The sequence below is a fragment of the Synechococcus sp. CS-197 genome (genome assembly GCF_025128215.1).
Lineage (GTDB): Bacteria > Cyanobacteriota > Cyanobacteriia > PCC-6307 > Cyanobiaceae > Synechococcus_C.
Genome location: NZ_JAHLZC010000016.1, coordinates 127,629 through 142,082 on the forward strand (window position 1 = coordinate 127,629; position 14,454 = coordinate 142,082).

The 14,454-nt window shown below is 58.5% G+C and carries 17 protein-coding genes; 10 read left to right on the top strand and 7 right to left on the bottom strand.

Annotated features, from left to right (window positions below; translation table 11 throughout):
• Nucleotides 1-14: 14 nt before the first annotated feature.
• Nucleotides 15-1,058, bottom strand: coding sequence for a GTP 3',8-cyclase MoaA (locus KQ296_RS06565; protein WP_011934363.1), 1,044 nt, complete (start codon nucleotides 1,056-1,058; stop codon nucleotides 15-17).
• Nucleotides 1,055-1,642 carry a molybdenum cofactor guanylyltransferase gene (locus tag KQ296_RS06570; protein WP_011934364.1) on the bottom strand — a complete coding sequence of 196 codons (588 nt, stop codon included), beginning with the start codon at nucleotides 1,640-1,642 and terminating at the stop codon, nucleotides 1,055-1,057. The genes KQ296_RS06565 and KQ296_RS06570 overlap by 4 nt, the downstream gene beginning before the upstream one ends.
• Before the next feature lie 254 nt (nucleotides 1,643-1,896).
• Between KQ296_RS06570 and KQ296_RS06575 the strand changes: the two genes are divergently transcribed.
• Both KQ296_RS06575 and KQ296_RS06580 read left to right on the top strand, forming a co-directional pair.
• Entirely contained in the window at nucleotides 1,897-3,465 is a 1,569-nt protein-coding gene (locus KQ296_RS06575) for a NarK family nitrate/nitrite MFS transporter (RefSeq protein ID WP_011934365.1), read from the top strand.
• 80 nt (nucleotides 3,466-3,545) lie between these two features.
• Nucleotides 3,546-5,774 carry a molybdopterin oxidoreductase family protein gene (locus KQ296_RS06580; protein WP_259726414.1) on the top strand — a complete coding sequence of 743 codons (2,229 nt, stop codon included), beginning with the start codon at nucleotides 3,546-3,548 and terminating at the stop codon, nucleotides 5,772-5,774.
• Here the strand turns inward: KQ296_RS06580 and KQ296_RS06585 are convergent.
• Nucleotides 5,755-6,222 (bottom strand): nitrate reductase associated protein, encoded by a 468-nt coding sequence (locus tag KQ296_RS06585; protein ID WP_011934367.1) that lies wholly within the window; start codon nucleotides 6,220-6,222, stop codon nucleotides 5,755-5,757. The two genes, KQ296_RS06580 and KQ296_RS06585, sit on opposite strands and share 20 nt — an antisense overlap.
• Nucleotides 6,223-6,516: 294 nt before the next feature.
• Between KQ296_RS06585 and KQ296_RS06590 the strand changes: the two genes are divergently transcribed.
• From KQ296_RS06590 to KQ296_RS06600, 3 genes are read left to right on the top strand one after another with little or no spacing between them, the layout of a single operon-like run.
• The gene (locus tag KQ296_RS06590) at nucleotides 6,517-6,741 is read left to right on the top strand and encodes a hypothetical protein (protein ID WP_011934368.1); all 225 of its coding nucleotides are present in this window, start codon (nucleotides 6,517-6,519) and stop codon (nucleotides 6,739-6,741) included.
• Between the two features lie 20 nt (nucleotides 6,742-6,761).
• Nucleotides 6,762-7,238, top strand: coding sequence for a cyclic pyranopterin monophosphate synthase MoaC (moaC, locus tag KQ296_RS06595; RefSeq protein ID WP_011934369.1), 477 nt, complete (start codon nucleotides 6,762-6,764; stop codon nucleotides 7,236-7,238).
• Complete coding sequence (locus KQ296_RS06600) at nucleotides 7,219-8,490, top strand: molybdopterin molybdotransferase MoeA (RefSeq protein WP_011934370.1); 1,272 nt, start codon at nucleotides 7,219-7,221, stop codon at nucleotides 8,488-8,490. Before moaC ends, KQ296_RS06600 begins: the two co-directional genes overlap by 20 nt.
• A gap of 13 nt (nucleotides 8,491-8,503) precedes the next feature.
• Here the strand turns inward: KQ296_RS06600 and KQ296_RS06605 are convergent, their stop codons facing one another.
• A complete protein-coding gene (locus KQ296_RS06605) occupies nucleotides 8,504-8,956 on the bottom strand; it encodes a molybdenum cofactor biosynthesis protein MoaE (RefSeq protein ID WP_011934371.1) in 453 nt (150 codons plus the stop codon).
• A gap of 4 nt (nucleotides 8,957-8,960) precedes the next feature.
• Nucleotides 8,961-9,224: a MoaD/ThiS family protein gene (locus KQ296_RS06610; protein WP_011934372.1), complete on the bottom strand. Its 264-nt coding sequence runs from the start codon at nucleotides 9,222-9,224 to the stop codon at nucleotides 8,961-8,963.
• Nucleotides 9,225-9,287: 63 nt separating this feature from the next.
• On the opposite strand from KQ296_RS06610, the gene moaB reads away from it, so the two are divergent.
• Nucleotides 9,288-9,800 (top strand): molybdenum cofactor biosynthesis protein B, encoded by a 513-nt coding sequence (gene moaB, locus KQ296_RS06615; RefSeq protein WP_011934373.1) that lies wholly within the window; start codon nucleotides 9,288-9,290, stop codon nucleotides 9,798-9,800.
• A 5-nt stretch (nucleotides 9,801-9,805) separates the two neighbouring features.
• Here moaB and cobA read toward each other — a convergent pair whose 3' ends face one another.
• Both cobA and KQ296_RS06625 read right to left on the bottom strand, forming a co-directional pair.
• Nucleotides 9,806-10,594, bottom strand: coding sequence for a uroporphyrinogen-III C-methyltransferase (cobA, locus tag KQ296_RS06620; protein ID WP_011934374.1), 789 nt, complete (start codon nucleotides 10,592-10,594; stop codon nucleotides 9,806-9,808).
• On the bottom strand, nucleotides 10,591-11,016 hold the full coding sequence (locus KQ296_RS06625) for a DNA mismatch repair protein MutS (protein WP_259726415.1): 426 nt from the start codon (nucleotides 11,014-11,016) through the stop codon (nucleotides 10,591-10,593). The genes cobA and KQ296_RS06625 overlap by 4 nt, the downstream gene beginning before the upstream one ends.
• 261 nt (nucleotides 11,017-11,277) lie before the next feature.
• On the opposite strand from KQ296_RS06625, the gene KQ296_RS06630 reads away from it, so the two are divergent.
• The 4 genes from KQ296_RS06630 to KQ296_RS06645 all read left to right on the top strand — a co-directional run bounded on the left by KQ296_RS06630 (nucleotide 11,278) and on the right by KQ296_RS06645 (nucleotide 14,450).
• Nucleotides 11,278-11,523 carry a hypothetical protein gene (locus KQ296_RS06630; RefSeq protein ID WP_259726416.1) on the top strand — a complete coding sequence of 82 codons (246 nt, stop codon included), beginning with the start codon at nucleotides 11,278-11,280 and terminating at the stop codon, nucleotides 11,521-11,523.
• A 250-nt stretch (nucleotides 11,524-11,773) separates the two neighbouring features.
• Entirely contained in the window at nucleotides 11,774-13,315 is a 1,542-nt protein-coding gene (locus KQ296_RS06635; RefSeq protein WP_011934377.1) for a ferredoxin--nitrite reductase, read from the top strand.
• Nucleotides 13,316-13,343: 28 nt separating this feature from the next.
• Nucleotides 13,344-13,538: a ferredoxin--nitrite reductase gene (locus KQ296_RS06640; RefSeq protein ID WP_255486229.1), complete on the top strand. Its 195-nt coding sequence runs from the start codon at nucleotides 13,344-13,346 to the stop codon at nucleotides 13,536-13,538.
• A 30-nt stretch (nucleotides 13,539-13,568) separates the two neighbouring features.
• Nucleotides 13,569-14,450: a formate/nitrite transporter family protein gene (locus KQ296_RS06645; RefSeq protein WP_011934378.1), complete on the top strand. Its 882-nt coding sequence runs from the start codon at nucleotides 13,569-13,571 to the stop codon at nucleotides 14,448-14,450.
• Nucleotides 14,451-14,454 lie beyond the last annotated feature (4 nt).

A 14,454-nucleotide genomic window follows, 5' to 3' on the forward strand; every position in this document is an offset into this window, starting at 1 on the left:
GCATCGACAACGCTTCAGCCACCCAGATACGCCATCTCCGCATGTGGCGCTGAAGCGGTGAACCCCTGACGCTCCTCGCTGTAGCGATCCCGGCGTTGCTGCCAGAGCCCGCGCACAACAGCCTCCAAGGTCTCCTCGCTGTGCAGGAAGGGACGCAGATCCGTGCCCTCAGAGGCAAACAGGCAGGTGAAGGCCTGACCATCGGCCGTGACACGCAGACGATTGCAATCCCCGCAGAAGGGCTCCGTGATCGAAGCGATCGTGCCGATCCGGCCACGTCCATCCGCGTAGCTCCAGCGTCGAGACGTTGCTCCCGATTCCCGCGGCAATGGCCGCAACGGCCAGCGCGCGTCGATGCGCTGGACCATCTCCGCCGCTGAGATCACCTGATCCGGCGCCCAGCCATTGCGATTCCCCACATCCATATATTCGATCAAACGCAGCTCCACACCTCGTTCGCGCGCCAACGTCGCCAGTGGCAGCAATTGAGAGTCATTCAGTCCTCGTCGCATCACGGCATTGAGCTTGAGCCCTCCGCTTGCAGGCTCGAAGCCAGCGCGGCGCGCGGCGCTGAGGCCTCCAAGAACCTGCTCAACCAAGCGCTCGCCGGCGCGTTGGCCTCCACGCAGGCCCGCCATCGTGGCCACAACGCCCCCTTCCAAAGCATCCAGGCTCACAGTGATGCGATCCAAACCGGCGGCCCGCAATGCCAGGGCCTTCTCCGGCGTCAGCAGCACCCCATTGGTCGTCAACGCCACCTCCTGCAACCGAGCGAGGGGATCGGCAGCATTCGAACGGCCAGCCGCCAACGCTTCAAGCAGCGGCAACAAGCGATCACTGAGAAGCGGTTCACCTCCCGTCAGCCTCAGGGTATGGACCCCTAAACCGCAGGCAACCCTGACCAAGCGAACCTGCTGATCCAGACGCATCAGTCCTGGCAGCTCCTCCGAATCCGGGCAGCAATAAGGGCAGGCCAGATTGCAGCGGGCCGTCAGCGACAACCGCAGAACCCCGAAGGGGCGGAACCATTGATCAACTGGAGGTGGCGCAGGGCTCATCGCATCAACGCTGCCAGATCGTCTGGCCTGTTCACATTGATCAGATCCCGGTCAGGGCAGAGAAACGTGCTGTACGGAATCCGCTCCAACCAACCGAACCATCGGCCACGTCCCTGTGCCAGCTCCTGGTCGAGCGCACATCTGTTGTGCGCTCCACAGGGATACACGCCAAACAACGGCTGCAAGCGATCGTCACCACCCTCTGCGACCAGGGCCTGACTTTCGGCCTGGCGCCAATGGCGCAGAAGCGACTGCAGCGTGCTGCGGCGTAAACCAGGCATGTCCACCGGAAGCGTGAGCCAGGCTTCATCCTCCCGTTCAGACAACACACAACTGAACGCCTGCAAAGGTCCTGCCGGTGCCCAAGGCTCTGCCTGAACGGTCACACCAGATTGGCCGGCAAGACAGTCCCGATGGCTGGCATGGCCACTGAGCACCCACACCTCAAGGCCCACGGAACGCAGAAGCTTGACTGATGCGACCAACCAGGGATCGCCATTGGCGTGGCGAAGCAGGGCTTTATCGGATCCCATTCTCTGACTGGCACCTCCTGCGAAGAGCACAGCGCGAAGTAAACGAGACATCGACAAACCATTGATTCATTACCTATCAATCCTCGGCCTAACTACTTCTGTAACAACGGCTACTCCTTGACCAAGAGGACCCGCCTGTGATTCTGGCGAGCGACTGCGTGACCCTGGATTTGGTAGCGATTGCAACCCAGAGCCGGCCTTGCGAATGGTGCAATAAGTCAGCGGTCTGCATGAGCGCCGCTTTTTGAATCCTGAGCGCATTCTTTTCGAAGCCGGGGTTTGACTCTTCATCCCAACCAAACCCCATGCTTGGCGAACTTTGGTCATTTCAGGGGAGATACAGAACACTGCATCTCACCTGGTTTGCCTTCTTTCTTACTTTTGTTGTCTGGTTCAATCTGGCTCCACTAGCCACCACCGTGAAAGCCGACCTCGGACTCACGGTTGGTCAGATTAGAACCGTAGCCATCTGCAATGTGGCACTCACCATTCCTGCACGTGTGCTGATCGGCATGCTGCTCGACAAATTTGGTCCCAGGCTCACTTATTCCACCCTTCTGGTGTTTTCGGTGATCCCTTGCCTGATGTTTGCATCTGCTCAGGACTTCAATCAGCTGGTGGTTGCTCGCCTGCTGCTGTCGATCGTTGGCGCAGGATTTGTGATCGGCATCCGTATGGTTGCTGAATGGTTTCCCCCAAAAGAAATTGGCCTGGCTGAAGGCATTTACGGAGGTTGGGGAAACTTCGGATCCGCATTCTCTGCTCTTACCCTGGTTGGTCTTGCCGGTTGGCTCTCCTTCTCCGGCGGCTTCACATTGCCAACTGGCGATGTGCTGAATTGGCGCGGCGCCATCGCCCTGACAGGGATTATTTCAGCCGTTTATGGTGTGATCTATTACTTCAATGTAAGCGATACCCCTCCAGGGAAAGTATATCAACGCCCTGAGAGAACGGCTGGCCTTGAAGTCACAAGCATGCGTGATTTCTGGGGACTTCTGGGCATGAACGTGCCTTTCGCGGCCATTCTCTGCGTGTTGTGCTGGAGACTTCAGAAGGTGGGTTTCCTCAATGCATCCACCTATCCCCTCGCCCTCCTCGCTGTTTTGGTTTGGTTTGTCTTTCAAACCTGGGGAATCATTCGCACCAACAGAGATCTGATTATGGGGACCAAGGTGTACCCCAAAGAGGATCGTTATGAGTTCAAACAGGTCGCCATCCTTGAGCTGACCTACATCGTTAACTTTGGTTCAGAGCTGGCCGTGGTTTCCATGCTGCCAACGTTCTTCGAAACCACATTTGATTTGCCGAAAGCAACGGCCGGAATCCTTGCGTCCTGCTTTGCATTTGTAAACCTGGTGGCCCGTCCGGCCGGAGGTTTGATTTCCGACAAACTTGGCAGCCGTAAAAACACCATGGGTTTCCTCACCGCAGGTCTGGGTGTCGGCTATCTGATCATGAGCTTGATCAAGCCCGGAACCTTTACCGGTACCACTGGCATTGTGATCGCCGTCTTGATCACCATGCTCGCCTCCTTCTTCGTCCAATCGGGTGAAGGCGCCACCTTCGCGCTGGTGCCTCTGGTCAAGCGTCGCGTGACCGGACAGGTGGCAGGCCTGGTGGGTGCCTATGGAAACGTGGGCGCAGTGACCTACCTCACCATTTTCAGCCTGCTGCCGCTTTGGATGGGAGGTGCTGGTGAACCGACCGCGGAAACGATTGCAGCGTCGAACAGTGCCTTCTTCCAGATCCTGGGCATTGCCGGATTGATCGTTGCCTTCTTCTGCTTCTTCTTCCTGAAGGAACCCAAGGGCTCCTTCGCTGAGTTGCACGAGGGTGAAACCGCCGCTGAGGGCACTCCCTCAATGGCTCGCTAACACCGCAAATCCATCTCCGGATGGTGACCACCCCCGATGCCTTTGGCATTGGGGGTTTCTCAATTCATTGGAGTGCTGCCATGCCGCCCACCACTGCGTCTGTGCAAAGTCAATGTCCTTACTGCGGCGTTGGCTGCGGCCTGGACCTGTTGCCTCCAGGCGAAGCTGGAAAAGCGGTGAAGCGCGACGCCGAAGGCAATCCGATGTGGAGTGCCCGCGGTCATCGCGAGCACCCATCCAGCCACGGACAGGTGTGCATCAAAGGTGCCACTGTTGGGGAGACTCTGGGACAAGGACGCCTCAGCCAGCCCCTGTATCGAGCAACGCTGACTGATCCGTTTGAAGCCATTAGCTGGAACAGCGCGTTTGACCTGCTCACCGAGCGCATTCAATCCACTCTGGCCAGCAAAGGAGCTGATGCCATTGCCATGTATGGCTCTGGCCAGTTTCACACCGAGGATTACTACATCGCTCAGAAGCTGCTGAAGGGAGCTCTTGGCACCAATAATTTCGATGCCAATTCGCGGCTGTGCATGAGCTCAGCCGTCGCCGGCTACACCCGCAGCCTCGGCTCCGACGGCCCACCCTGCTGTTACGAGGATCTCGATCACTGCTCGGTGGTCATCTTGATCGGCACCAACACCGCCGAATGCCATCCGGTGCTCTTTCAACGACTGTTGAAACGCAAAAAGCGTGATCCCAACGGACTCACCATCGTGGTAGTCGATCCCCGCAGCACGGACACAGCCAAGATCGCCGATTACCACCTCGCGCTTGCCCCTGGCACCGACCTCGCACTGCTGCATGGCCTGGCGCGCCTGATCATTCAGGACAACGGCTTCGACAGTGACTTCATCGATACCGCCACCGAGGGCTTCGCAGGGTTCACCCAAACGATCAAGACCTGGACACCGGGAAAAACCAGCAAGTTCTGCGGCATCGCCGAGAAAGACCTGCGCGCCGTGGCCAGGCTTTGGAGCCGCAAAGAAAGGATTTTGAGCCTTTGGTCGATGGGCGTGAACCAACGGCGCGAAGGAACTGCCGTGGTGGGGGGGCTGATCAACCTTCACTTGCTCACCGGAGAAATCGGCAAGGCCGGCGCAGGTCCCTTCTCACTCACAGGTCAACCGAATGCCATGGGTGGGCGCGAAGCCGGAGGACTCGCCCATCTGCTTCCCGGCTACCGGTTGGTCACCAATGCGGACCACCGCCATGCGGTTGAGAAAGCCTGGGGGTTTGCCCCTGGATCAATCGCTGCCCACCCAGGACTGGATGCATGGAAGCAAGTGGAAGCGATGGAACGGGGTGAACTCGATCTCTGGTGGGTGGCTGCAACGAACCCCCTGGTGAGCATGCCGGATCTCGAACGCGTCAAAGCCGCGATGCAACGTTGCAAGCTCGTGGTGGTGAGCGAAGCCTATGCGGATACCGAAACGTCGCATTACGCCCATCTGCTTCTGCCTGCAGCGCAGTGGAGTGAAAAAAACGGGGCGATGACCAACTCAGAACGGCGGGTCACCTTCTGCCCGGCATTCAGGCCCCGCCATGGCGATAGCCGGCCGGACTGGGACGTGTTTGCAGAACTAGGACGACGCCTCGGGTTTGTTGATCAGTTTTCCTACAACTCATCTGCGGAGGTGTATGAGGAGTTCACCGCGATCACGGCAGCCCGCGTCTGCGACATGTCAGGCCTCAGTCACGCTCTGCTCCAGGAACATGGCCCGCAGCAATGGCCCTATCCCAAAGGCGAAGGCCCAACCACAACCTCCAAACGTCTCCACGAAGACAAACGATTCCCAACACCCAGTGGTCGGGCCAAATTTCAACAGGACAAACCCCTGGGTCTGGCGGAACCCCCCTGCGAGATGTACCCGCTGGTGCTCACAGTGGGTCGCTATCTCGGTCAGTGGCACACGATGACGCGCACAGGCAAAGTCCCACGCCTGAACGCCATGCATCCCGAGCCCAGCCTTGAAATGCATCCCAACGATGCCAAACGCTTTGGTCTGGACGACAAGGGCTTGGCAGCCATTACATCCCGTCGGGGCACATTGACCGCGCGGGTGTGCATATCCGAGCGCATCCGCATCGGATCGGTGTTCCTACCGATGCATTGGGGCTTCACCCAGGCCGAAGCCTGCGAAGCCAATGCCCTCATGCACGATCAGGCCTGTCCGATCTCCAAACAACCCGAACTGAAAGCCTCAGCAGTGGTGGTGGCTCCGGCAGTGTCGGTTGTGAAACCGTCGGAACAAGACACCGGCATTCTGGACAACCTGCGGCGGCTGCTCACCCCAGCACTTCGCTGAATGCGGCGTCCAAGTTGTGGTGATCATGGCCTGGGCGCGCCAACTTGCAGAGCGCAAAACGGTCCAATTCGCAGAGATTTCTCCAGCGATGCAGTGAAAGGTCAACCTGGCGCGTCTTCGCAGCCTCCAGGAGAGACTCAGGCAGAGCGTCGGAGTGCTGCCAGGGTTCCTGCGTGCAGGGCGGGAGATCCTTCACCACGCCATCAGCCATGGCAGCCGTGCAGATGCGCAGGTGATCGCGCATGCGCGTCAGTTCTTCAGCCCCATCGCCCCAATCCACCAACATCTGGCGTTGCTCCTGAGACATCGCAAGCCAATGGCTGAGCTTGAGCTTGACGCCTGCCAGATCAAGTTTGCGGCGAACACACAGGGGAATGCAGCGCCAGGAGCCGATGAAATCCTGTTCAAAGGCATAACAATGCCGCGACTGATCAAGTTGCCGGCGCATTGGTATCGGGAACGACCGTTTTTTCTTCTTTAGCTCAAAACAGTGACATCCACGACGAACCGTTGGCTCGGAACCATCGAAAGTCGTGCACAGCTCGATCACTCAGATGCGTTTCGCCCTCTCCCTTGGACTGTTGTTCGGCTCTGCCCATGGTTGGCTCGCATCTGAAGGGCTGGCCTCAGGTCTGTTTGTGATCAATCAGGAAACTGGAACAACTCTGAAAACTTTCAGCGCATTCGGTAACGGTTTAGACAGCAGTTATCCATGATGGACTAACTCCCATCAACTCGAAGGATGACATTCAGCACCTCTTCCAGCCAAGTCACGCGCAGCCCGATCACCGTCGCCGCTGGATTTATCGGAGCCTTCATCGTTGCGACCCTTGCTGTTCAGCTGGTTCGCAGCCAAACCTCAGCAGCCAGCCCTTCCGTGAACGCCGGCCAAGCGAGCGCTGTTGAGCCTGTCATCGCATCTCAGGCCGCCATGTGGTCCGTTCTGGGCACGAGCGAGGCCAACTGATCCCAGCCGATTCAGTCTGCATGTCTGAACAACTCACGCACCTCACCAGCAACGGTGAAGTGCACATGGTGGATGTCGGCGCGAAAGCCGTCACCAAGCGCACGGCAACAGCCTCAGGTGAGTTGTTGATGCAGGCCGCAACGTTGGACTTGGTGTTGAGCGGAAGCAGCCCCAAAGGGGATGTTTTTGCCGTTGCCCGCATCGCTGGGATTCAGGGAGCCAAGAAAACAGCTGAGTTGATTCCTCTCTGTCATCCGCTTCCGCTCAGTGGACTGACGGTGGAGATCAAACCTGAGCAGGCATTACCGGGTCTGCGTGTCGAGGCCACCTGCAGCACCACCGGGCAGACCGGTGTGGAAATGGAGGCCATCACAGCCGTGTCAACGGCGCTGATCACCCTCTACGACATGTTGAAGTCGGTGGATCCAGGCATGTCGATCCGGCAGATTCAGCTGCTCGAAAAAGACGGGGGTCGCCATGGCCACTGGAAACGCTGAGCCCTATGGCCGCGAGGGCCTTGCGCTCGACGAAGCACGTCAACGAATCCTCGATGCGCTGAAGGCCAGACCAACCCGGTTGACCACGGTCACGCCAGAGCTGATGCCGCTTCGAGACGCTCTGGGCCGCGTGCTTGCCGACGCCGTCAAGGCTCCAGCCGATGTGCCTGGGTTTCGCGCGTCGATCATGGACGGGTACGCCTTGGGCCAAGACTGTCAACCCAATGCCGGAGACAGTTGGACGCTTGTTGGGCGCTCGGCGCCTGCTGATCCCTACCAACAAACGCTGCATCGCGGTGAAGCGATCCGGATCCTCACGGGGGCGCCGCTTCCGCAAGGAGCTGCCTGGGTTCTGCCCCAGGAATTGATTGCCAATCAGAACGGCACCATCCGCCTGGTCAAAGACGCATCCTCCAACCCGTGGATCAGACCCACCGACGAGGAATGCAGCCAGGGTTCCCTGCTCCTCGCCTCTGGCGATCGCCTCGGTGTGGCCGACATTGGACGTGCCTCGAGTTGTGGCATCTCCCATGTGAAGGTGCAGCGAAGGCCTCGAATCGGCCTTCTGGTCACAGGCGATGAGCTGGTTTCACCCGGGGAAGAACGCAGCAACGGCGCCATCTGGGAGAGCAACAGCACGCTGATCCGAGGCATGCTTGAACGTCTTGGCTACCCAGCCGTGGACTGCCGGCTGGTCGCCGATGAATGCCAACTGCTCAAACAAGCCATCCTGGATCTGGCCGCGAGCTGCGACGTGATCGTGAGCACCGGTGGCGTGTCGGCAGGCGATAGCGACTGGATCCGACCGCTGATGCAGGACCTGGGCCAGGTGGAGTTCTGGAAACTCTTTCTGAAGCCAGGGCGCCCGTTCGCCTTCGGCTGGTTCGGCGATGCGGTGCCTTTTTTCGGGTTGCCGGGTAACCCTGTCGCAGCAACCGTCACCGCACTTCAGCTGCTCTGGCCAGCCCTGCAAATCCTTGAAGGTCAATCGAGTCCTGAACTGTTGCCCAGAATGCCCGTGCGCTTGGCAACGCCCTACCGGCGCAAACCCGGACGACCGGAACTGGCACGGGCATCGCTGGACTGCAGCCCAGACGGACAACTGCTCGCGCGCATCGATGGGTCCCAAGCCTCTTCGCGCATCGGATCGCTTCAGAACGCGGATTTGCTTGTGGAAATTCCCGCGGACTCGGGCCCCTTAGACATCGGTCAACAGGTCTGGGCCCAACTGCTCCGACGACGCATTCTTTAACGCGTCTAGGGATTCAGAGCGGAGTATTGGCGCCAAGCCACGTGCCAACCCCACCACTCCACTCCCGTTTCCAAAACGGTGCCTCGTGTTTCAACAACTCGAGCAAGTCAGAGCAGCAGCGTTGCACCGGTCCGCGGCGATCGCCACTGACAGCCACCAACACGATCAGATCGCCTGGGGACAGTCGGCCGACACGATGCAACACCAAGGCGGACTGGACGCCGTGGTCGCTCAGTTGTTGTTGGGTGAAACTCAGCAACAGGCGCTCACACAAGCCTGGGTAGTGGCTGAGTTCCAGGGCTTCGAGTGGAGCACCATCCATGGTTTCAGGCCGCACATGCCCCATGAACACAGCCGTGGCCGCAGCAGCTGAGCCTGCGCGTTGAAGCCAACGATCCAGCTGATCCGTTGCTGAAAAGGGTTGGGAATGAATCGCAACCTGCACGGCATCGTGTGCGCTTGTCATCCCTTCAGCCTCCCGTGAAAGGAGGAAGAAACGCCAGCTCGTCTCCATCATTCAATGGATGATCCGCAGCGACAAAACTCTGATTGACGGCGACACGGACCCCACCGGGCCAGGCACCGAGATCAAGCAACTGCCAGATGGCCTGCGGCGTGCACAGCGTGTGCGCTGAAAGGGTGAAAGGTCGGCTCGACCAACCGGCGCGATCACGCAGAGACGCGAAGAGAAGCACCTGCACCGTGCACGCTGCGCTCAATCGCGTCTCACCCATGACCCCAACTGTTCACCGTCAAGGTTCTAGCGTTTACTGCGTTCCATACCCCGCAGAATCCGCGTGCTGTCCATCGCCCTGTTGACGATCTCAGACAGCCGGACGCTCACATCGGATCCAAGCGGAGATCGACTGCAAGAACGGCTGGTCAATGCAGGCCATCAACTGGGTTGCCGGGACCTTTGTGCCGACGACCGTTATCAAGTCAGAGCAACGGTGAGCCAGTGGATCGCCGATCCAACCGTGGATGTGGTGATCACCTCCGGTGGCACAGGACTCACGGGACGGGATGGGAGCCCGGAAGCGATCAGCCCACTTCTCGACAAACACATGGAAGGCTTTGGCGAACTCTTCCGTGTGCTCTCGTTTGAAACCATTGGAACCAGCACACTCCAGAGCCGCTGCCTGGCTGGCGTCGCTAACGGAACCTTTGTGTTCGTGTTGCCCGGATCCCTTGATGCTGTCACCACAGCCTGGGACCGATTGATCGCAGCGCAGCTCGATGAACAGACCCGACCCTGCAACCTGGCGCAAATTCGGGAACGCCTCAAAGAATCTGCCGACCATCCAGCCTGATCCCCCTAGAAGGGAATGGGCATGGTGACGGCCGCCGGCTCAGGTGCACAGGCGCTGATCTGCTCCTTCACCACATCGCCAACCACCACGATGGACGGGGATGCGAACTGTTCCTGACGCGCCCGTTCAGCAATGGTCGAGAGCACGGCCTGCAGACAACGCTGCCCGGCCACGGTTCCCTGCTGGATCACGGCCACGGGGGTCTCGGGGCTGAGGCCTCCAGCCATCAGCTCATCAGCGATGCGCGGCAGGTTGTGAAGCCCCATGTAGATCACCAGGCCATCGCTCGCAGACGCCAGGGAACGCCAGTTCACCGATGGTCGGCGCTTATCGATCTCCTCGTGGCCTGTCACGAACGTGACCGAAGACCCGGCGCGCCGATGGGTGACGGGGATTCCCGCATAGGCCGGTGCTGCAATCCCAGCAGTCACCCCCGGCACCACTTCCACCTGCACACCATGTTTCACGAGATGCGCTGCTTCCTCACCCCCCCGACCAAAAAGGAACGGATCACCACCTTTGAGGCGAACAACACAGGCGTGACGTGCCGACAGCTCCACAAGCACAGCATTCGTGCTCGGCTGCGGGACGGAATGGTGCCCCCTGCGCTTGCCAACGAAGTGACGTTCACAGTGCTCTGGCACAAGATCCAGAACCTCCCGAGGCACGAGCGAGTCGTACACCAGCGCATCACACGTTTGGAGCAGACGGTGCGCCTTCACGGTGAGCAGTTCAGGGTCTCCTGGACCAGCACCGACGAGATAGACAGTTCCAGAACGGTTTGAAGCGGTCACGGCAGGGAAACAAGCAAATCAATCAGGCCCTGACGGATCAGGGGATGGTCCAGCAGAGGGGGCCATTCTCCAGCCTCCCCGAGGGACTCAGTCATCCGGTTTGGAGCTAACGCCAAGGTGAGTGGCTGGGCTTCTGGGTGGAGGCGTTGGTACTCAGGCCATTGATCAAAGGGCACAAGCGGGCGCCCCATACGCACGGAGAGCTGGGCCAAGAAGCGATCAGCCAAGCCTGGACGCAGAGGGTGATGAATCAACACGCCCGTTGTTGATGCATGCACCTGCAGCGCCTGAGCCACCAGGCTCCACCAGCTGGTCCACGCTCCTAAAAATGGCAGCAGCGTCAAGGACTGGCCTTCCCTTACGAGACGACGACGGATCATCGGAACATCAACCCGGGCATGGGCGCCGGGCCAGAGCAGCATCGGCACCAGCCATAGAGGCCCATCAGATCGAGACGGGAATGAAGTCCCGGTAAGGACTTCAAGCTCCACAGGTGCCCGGCGAGCTGACTGCACAGACTGGCAAAGCCCTCGCAGGGCCTCTGGAACTTCGCCTCCAGCACGACCGTGCACCACCAGACGGATTGCACGCTGAGGCAGCAAAGCACTGTTTGGTAGCAATGGCCACGCCCTGGAGGCAGGAGCGGCTGTTCTCATCGGTGCATGTTGACCAAGTTCAGCTCCATGACCCGCCGACGTGCCTCCAACCGTTCCGCTATGGACCGAACCGCATTGGACCGAGCCGCAATGGAGGCGCGTTCCGAACGGAGGCGCACTGCTGAACGTTATCGCCCGGAGAGCCGCCAACGCCTGAACGGGGACCGGTTTCAAAGCGAACTGGATCGGGACTTCGCCGCCATGAAACGGGTCTGGCAGATGTTGAGGCACGGAGCTGTGCGCATGCTTGGCGAAGTTGGGCGCCAATACTGAAAATGCGGAATGGTGCCTTCTACGGCTGCATCTGCTTCGAAGCTGTATCTGAAGTCACATTTTGGTCTCACCAAGCCCGAAGCCAGCAGGGCCTGAAAAATGTTCGAACTGCTACCGACAGCAATACAACGAAACGGAAAACTGTTGTTGGCGTTGCTTTCGTTCCGACACGCCAGCGGACCAAGGGTCCGTCAACGATTGATTCACGCACTGCTTGAAGTGATCAGTCTGTCCTTTCTTCTTCAAGACCATGACGATCAGCTCTCCCTCCAGGCCCTATCTGGACGGCAAGAAGCTCAACAAGATCGAGCAGAACAAGGCCGCTAAAGATGGTCTTCTGGTTGGACCTGAGATTGAGAAATTTGCTGAAATCGGTTGGGAACAGGTCGATGAAACAGACCTGCAACTGCGTTTGAAGTGGTACGGAATGTTCTGGCGACCCAAAACCCCAGGACAGTTTATGTTGCGCCTGAGAGTTCCGAACGGTGTTCTTTCGGCACAACAACTGCGCGTCGTCGCATCAATTGTTGAACGCTACGGTGAAAGCGGCAGTTGCGATATCACCACACGTCAGAATCTGCAGTTGCGCGGCGTTCTGCTCAACGACCTGCCTGAAATCCTGAAGCGCCTTAAGGAAGCAGGGCTCAGCTCAATCCAATCCGGCTTCGACAATCCTCGGAATGTCACCGGTAACCCTCTGGCCGGAATTGATCCCCACGAAATTGTTGATACCCGCCCGTACACCACGGAACTGCAGAACTTTCTAACCAACAATTGTCAAGGCAATCCAGACTATTCCAACCTGCCACGCAAATGGAATACAGCCGTCGCAGGCGCTAAGGATAATTTCCTGCTTCACAACGACATCGTCTTCCATCCTGTTGAGCACAACGGCGAGATGGGCTTTGGCGTATGGATTGGCGGGATCCTCTCCTCGCAGATGAATGCTTATGCCATTCCTCTGAATGCTTGGGTGAAGCCAAACGAGATCTGCCGCATGACCGATGCTGTGATCTCACTCTGGAGAGACAACGGGGAACGGGACAAGCGCCCTAAAGGTCGCTTCCGTTTGTATCTCGACTCCGTTGGCATCGATGCATTCCGTTCAGACGTTGAACAGATCTTCGGCCCCTTAACTCCAGATCCCGGCTCCGTATTCGCGACCGAACCCCGATCTCATTACGGACTTCATCCCCAGAAACAGGAGGGGTTGTCGTTTGCGGGCCTGCATGTTCCAGTGGGGCGCCTTACGGCACAAGACCTTCAGGACCTGGCGACTGCAAGTTTGCAATACGGCAGTGGAGAAGTACGACTCACTGAAGATCAGAATGTGATCGTTGTAGGCCTGCCGGCAGAAGCCATCGAGGCTTTCAAGGCCGATCCTCTCGTTCAGCGATTCCCCTTAGAGCCAGGCACCCTTGCAGCAGGAACGGTGTCCTGCACGGGTAATACCTACTGCAGCTTCGGCCTTACCAACACCAAAGACCAGGCCTTAACAATCGCTCAGGAGCTCGACCAAGAGCTCAACCTCCCAGAGGAGGTGAAGATCCATTGGACTGGATGTCCCAACACCTGCGGCCAGGCATTTATGGGCGCCATCGGGCTTACTGGCACCAAGGCCAAAAACAGCGAAGGGGTGATGGGTGAGGGCTACATGCTCACCACGGGAGGCTCCCAAGGGGAAAATCCCACGGTGGGTGAGGTGAAACAGAAGGCGATCCCAGCGGATCAAATCAAAACCGTATTGAAGGATCTGCTGGTGGAGCAATTCGGCGCCACTGCCAAAACCTGACGCGCATGGCGATCGAAACGGCAGGGCCGTGACGCTTCTTTTTGAAGTCACGGCCGTCACGCCAAATCACGGATCGCCTTTTCGCACCATGGCACAACCCACAGACTTTTTCTCCAAGTTCGTCAACTGGCTGAGCGCCCAAGGAACCGCACCAAAAACCATCACAAACAACGATGGCGGCAAAGACTTCTTCTCAAAGCTGATGAACCGGATCTCCAGCTGACTTCACTCACCCAACCCCTGAAATGCACTGATGGATTACGTTCTCCCCAATGAACTGGTCGACGGCATGATTGCCGCCGGCGGCAAAAAAGCAAACGTCAGCGTTAAGGATTTACTTCTGCGCGGCTTCTATTCAGGTGCCATTCTCGGTCTGGCCGTGATTCTGGCCCTCACCGTTGGCATTCAAAGCAAACTGCCCTTTTTAGGTTCGGTTCTGTTCCCTTTCGGTTTTGCCAGCATTGTGCTGTTTGGCATGGAGCTTGTGACGGGTAATTTTGCCCTCCTGCCCATGGCAACCTGGGCTGGTCGCAGCTCCTGGGGAGCCACGTTCCGCAACTGGAGCTGGGTGTGGATTGGCAACTTCATCGGCACGCTGGTGGTGGCGGTGATCATGGCCATCAGCCTCACCAGTGGAGGCACCGTGGATCCAGCAGCCGATGGTGGCGTCTGGCAGAAGGTTGCCCAGAAAATCATGACGTTGAACATCGCCAACGTTGAAAAGAAGTACGAAGCTCTGGGTTCACTTGGATTCGGGCTGGCCATTTTGCGAGGCCTGGTTGCCAACTGGCTCGTCTGCTTGGGCGTCACCATGGCTCTGGTGAGCAAGAGCGTTCCTGGAAAACTTCTGGCCTGCTGGTTGCCCATCACGGCATTCCAAACGATGGGAATGGAACACATTGTGGTGAATCAATTTCTCCACACCGCAGGGCCAATTCTGGGATCAGGTGTGCCGTTCTGGAAATGTATTTTCTGGAATTTCCTTCCGGTCACCATCGGCAACATTATCGGTGGCATGGTATTCATCGGCATGCTCTTCTACAGCACCCACCGCACCACCATGGACAACGTGCTGCCCAAGGAGCACGATGAGAAACTGGAGCGTGAACTTGCAGCTGAACTGGGAGCACGCTGACAAC

Bases quoted from the DNA above. Each gene is read 5' to 3' on its own strand.
- KQ296_RS06565 (WP_011934363.1), bottom strand. From the start codon at position 1,058: ATGAGCCCTGCGCCACCTCCAGTTGATCAATGGTTCCGCCCCTTCGGG.
- KQ296_RS06570 (WP_011934364.1), bottom strand. From the start codon at position 1,642: ATGTCTCGTTTACTTCGCGCTGTGCTCTTCGCAGGAGGTGCCAGTCAG.
- KQ296_RS06575 (WP_011934365.1), top strand. From the start codon at position 1,897: ATGCTTGGCGAACTTTGGTCATTTCAGGGGAGATACAGAACACTGCAT.
- KQ296_RS06580 (WP_259726414.1), top strand. From the start codon at position 3,546: ATGCCGCCCACCACTGCGTCTGTGCAAAGTCAATGTCCTTACTGCGGC.
- KQ296_RS06585 (WP_011934367.1), bottom strand. From the start codon at position 6,222: ATGCGCCGGCAACTTGATCAGTCGCGGCATTGTTATGCCTTTGAACAG.
- KQ296_RS06590 (WP_011934368.1), top strand. From the start codon at position 6,517: ATGACATTCAGCACCTCTTCCAGCCAAGTCACGCGCAGCCCGATCACC.
- moaC (WP_011934369.1), top strand. From the start codon at position 6,762: ATGTCTGAACAACTCACGCACCTCACCAGCAACGGTGAAGTGCACATG.
- KQ296_RS06600 (WP_011934370.1), top strand. From the start codon at position 7,219: ATGGCCACTGGAAACGCTGAGCCCTATGGCCGCGAGGGCCTTGCGCTC.
- KQ296_RS06605 (WP_011934371.1), bottom strand. From the start codon at position 8,956: ATGACAAGCGCACACGATGCCGTGCAGGTTGCGATTCATTCCCAACCC.
- KQ296_RS06610 (WP_011934372.1), bottom strand. From the start codon at position 9,224: ATGGGTGAGACGCGATTGAGCGCAGCGTGCACGGTGCAGGTGCTTCTC.
- KQ296_RS06625 (WP_259726415.1), bottom strand. From the start codon at position 11,016: ATGCTGCTCTGGCCCGGCGCCCATGCCCGGGTTGATGTTCCGATGATC.
- KQ296_RS06630 (WP_259726416.1), top strand. From the start codon at position 11,278: ATGACCCGCCGACGTGCCTCCAACCGTTCCGCTATGGACCGAACCGCA.
- KQ296_RS06635 (WP_011934377.1), top strand. From the start codon at position 11,774: ATGACGATCAGCTCTCCCTCCAGGCCCTATCTGGACGGCAAGAAGCTC.
- KQ296_RS06645 (WP_011934378.1), top strand. From the start codon at position 13,569: ATGGATTACGTTCTCCCCAATGAACTGGTCGACGGCATGATTGCCGCC.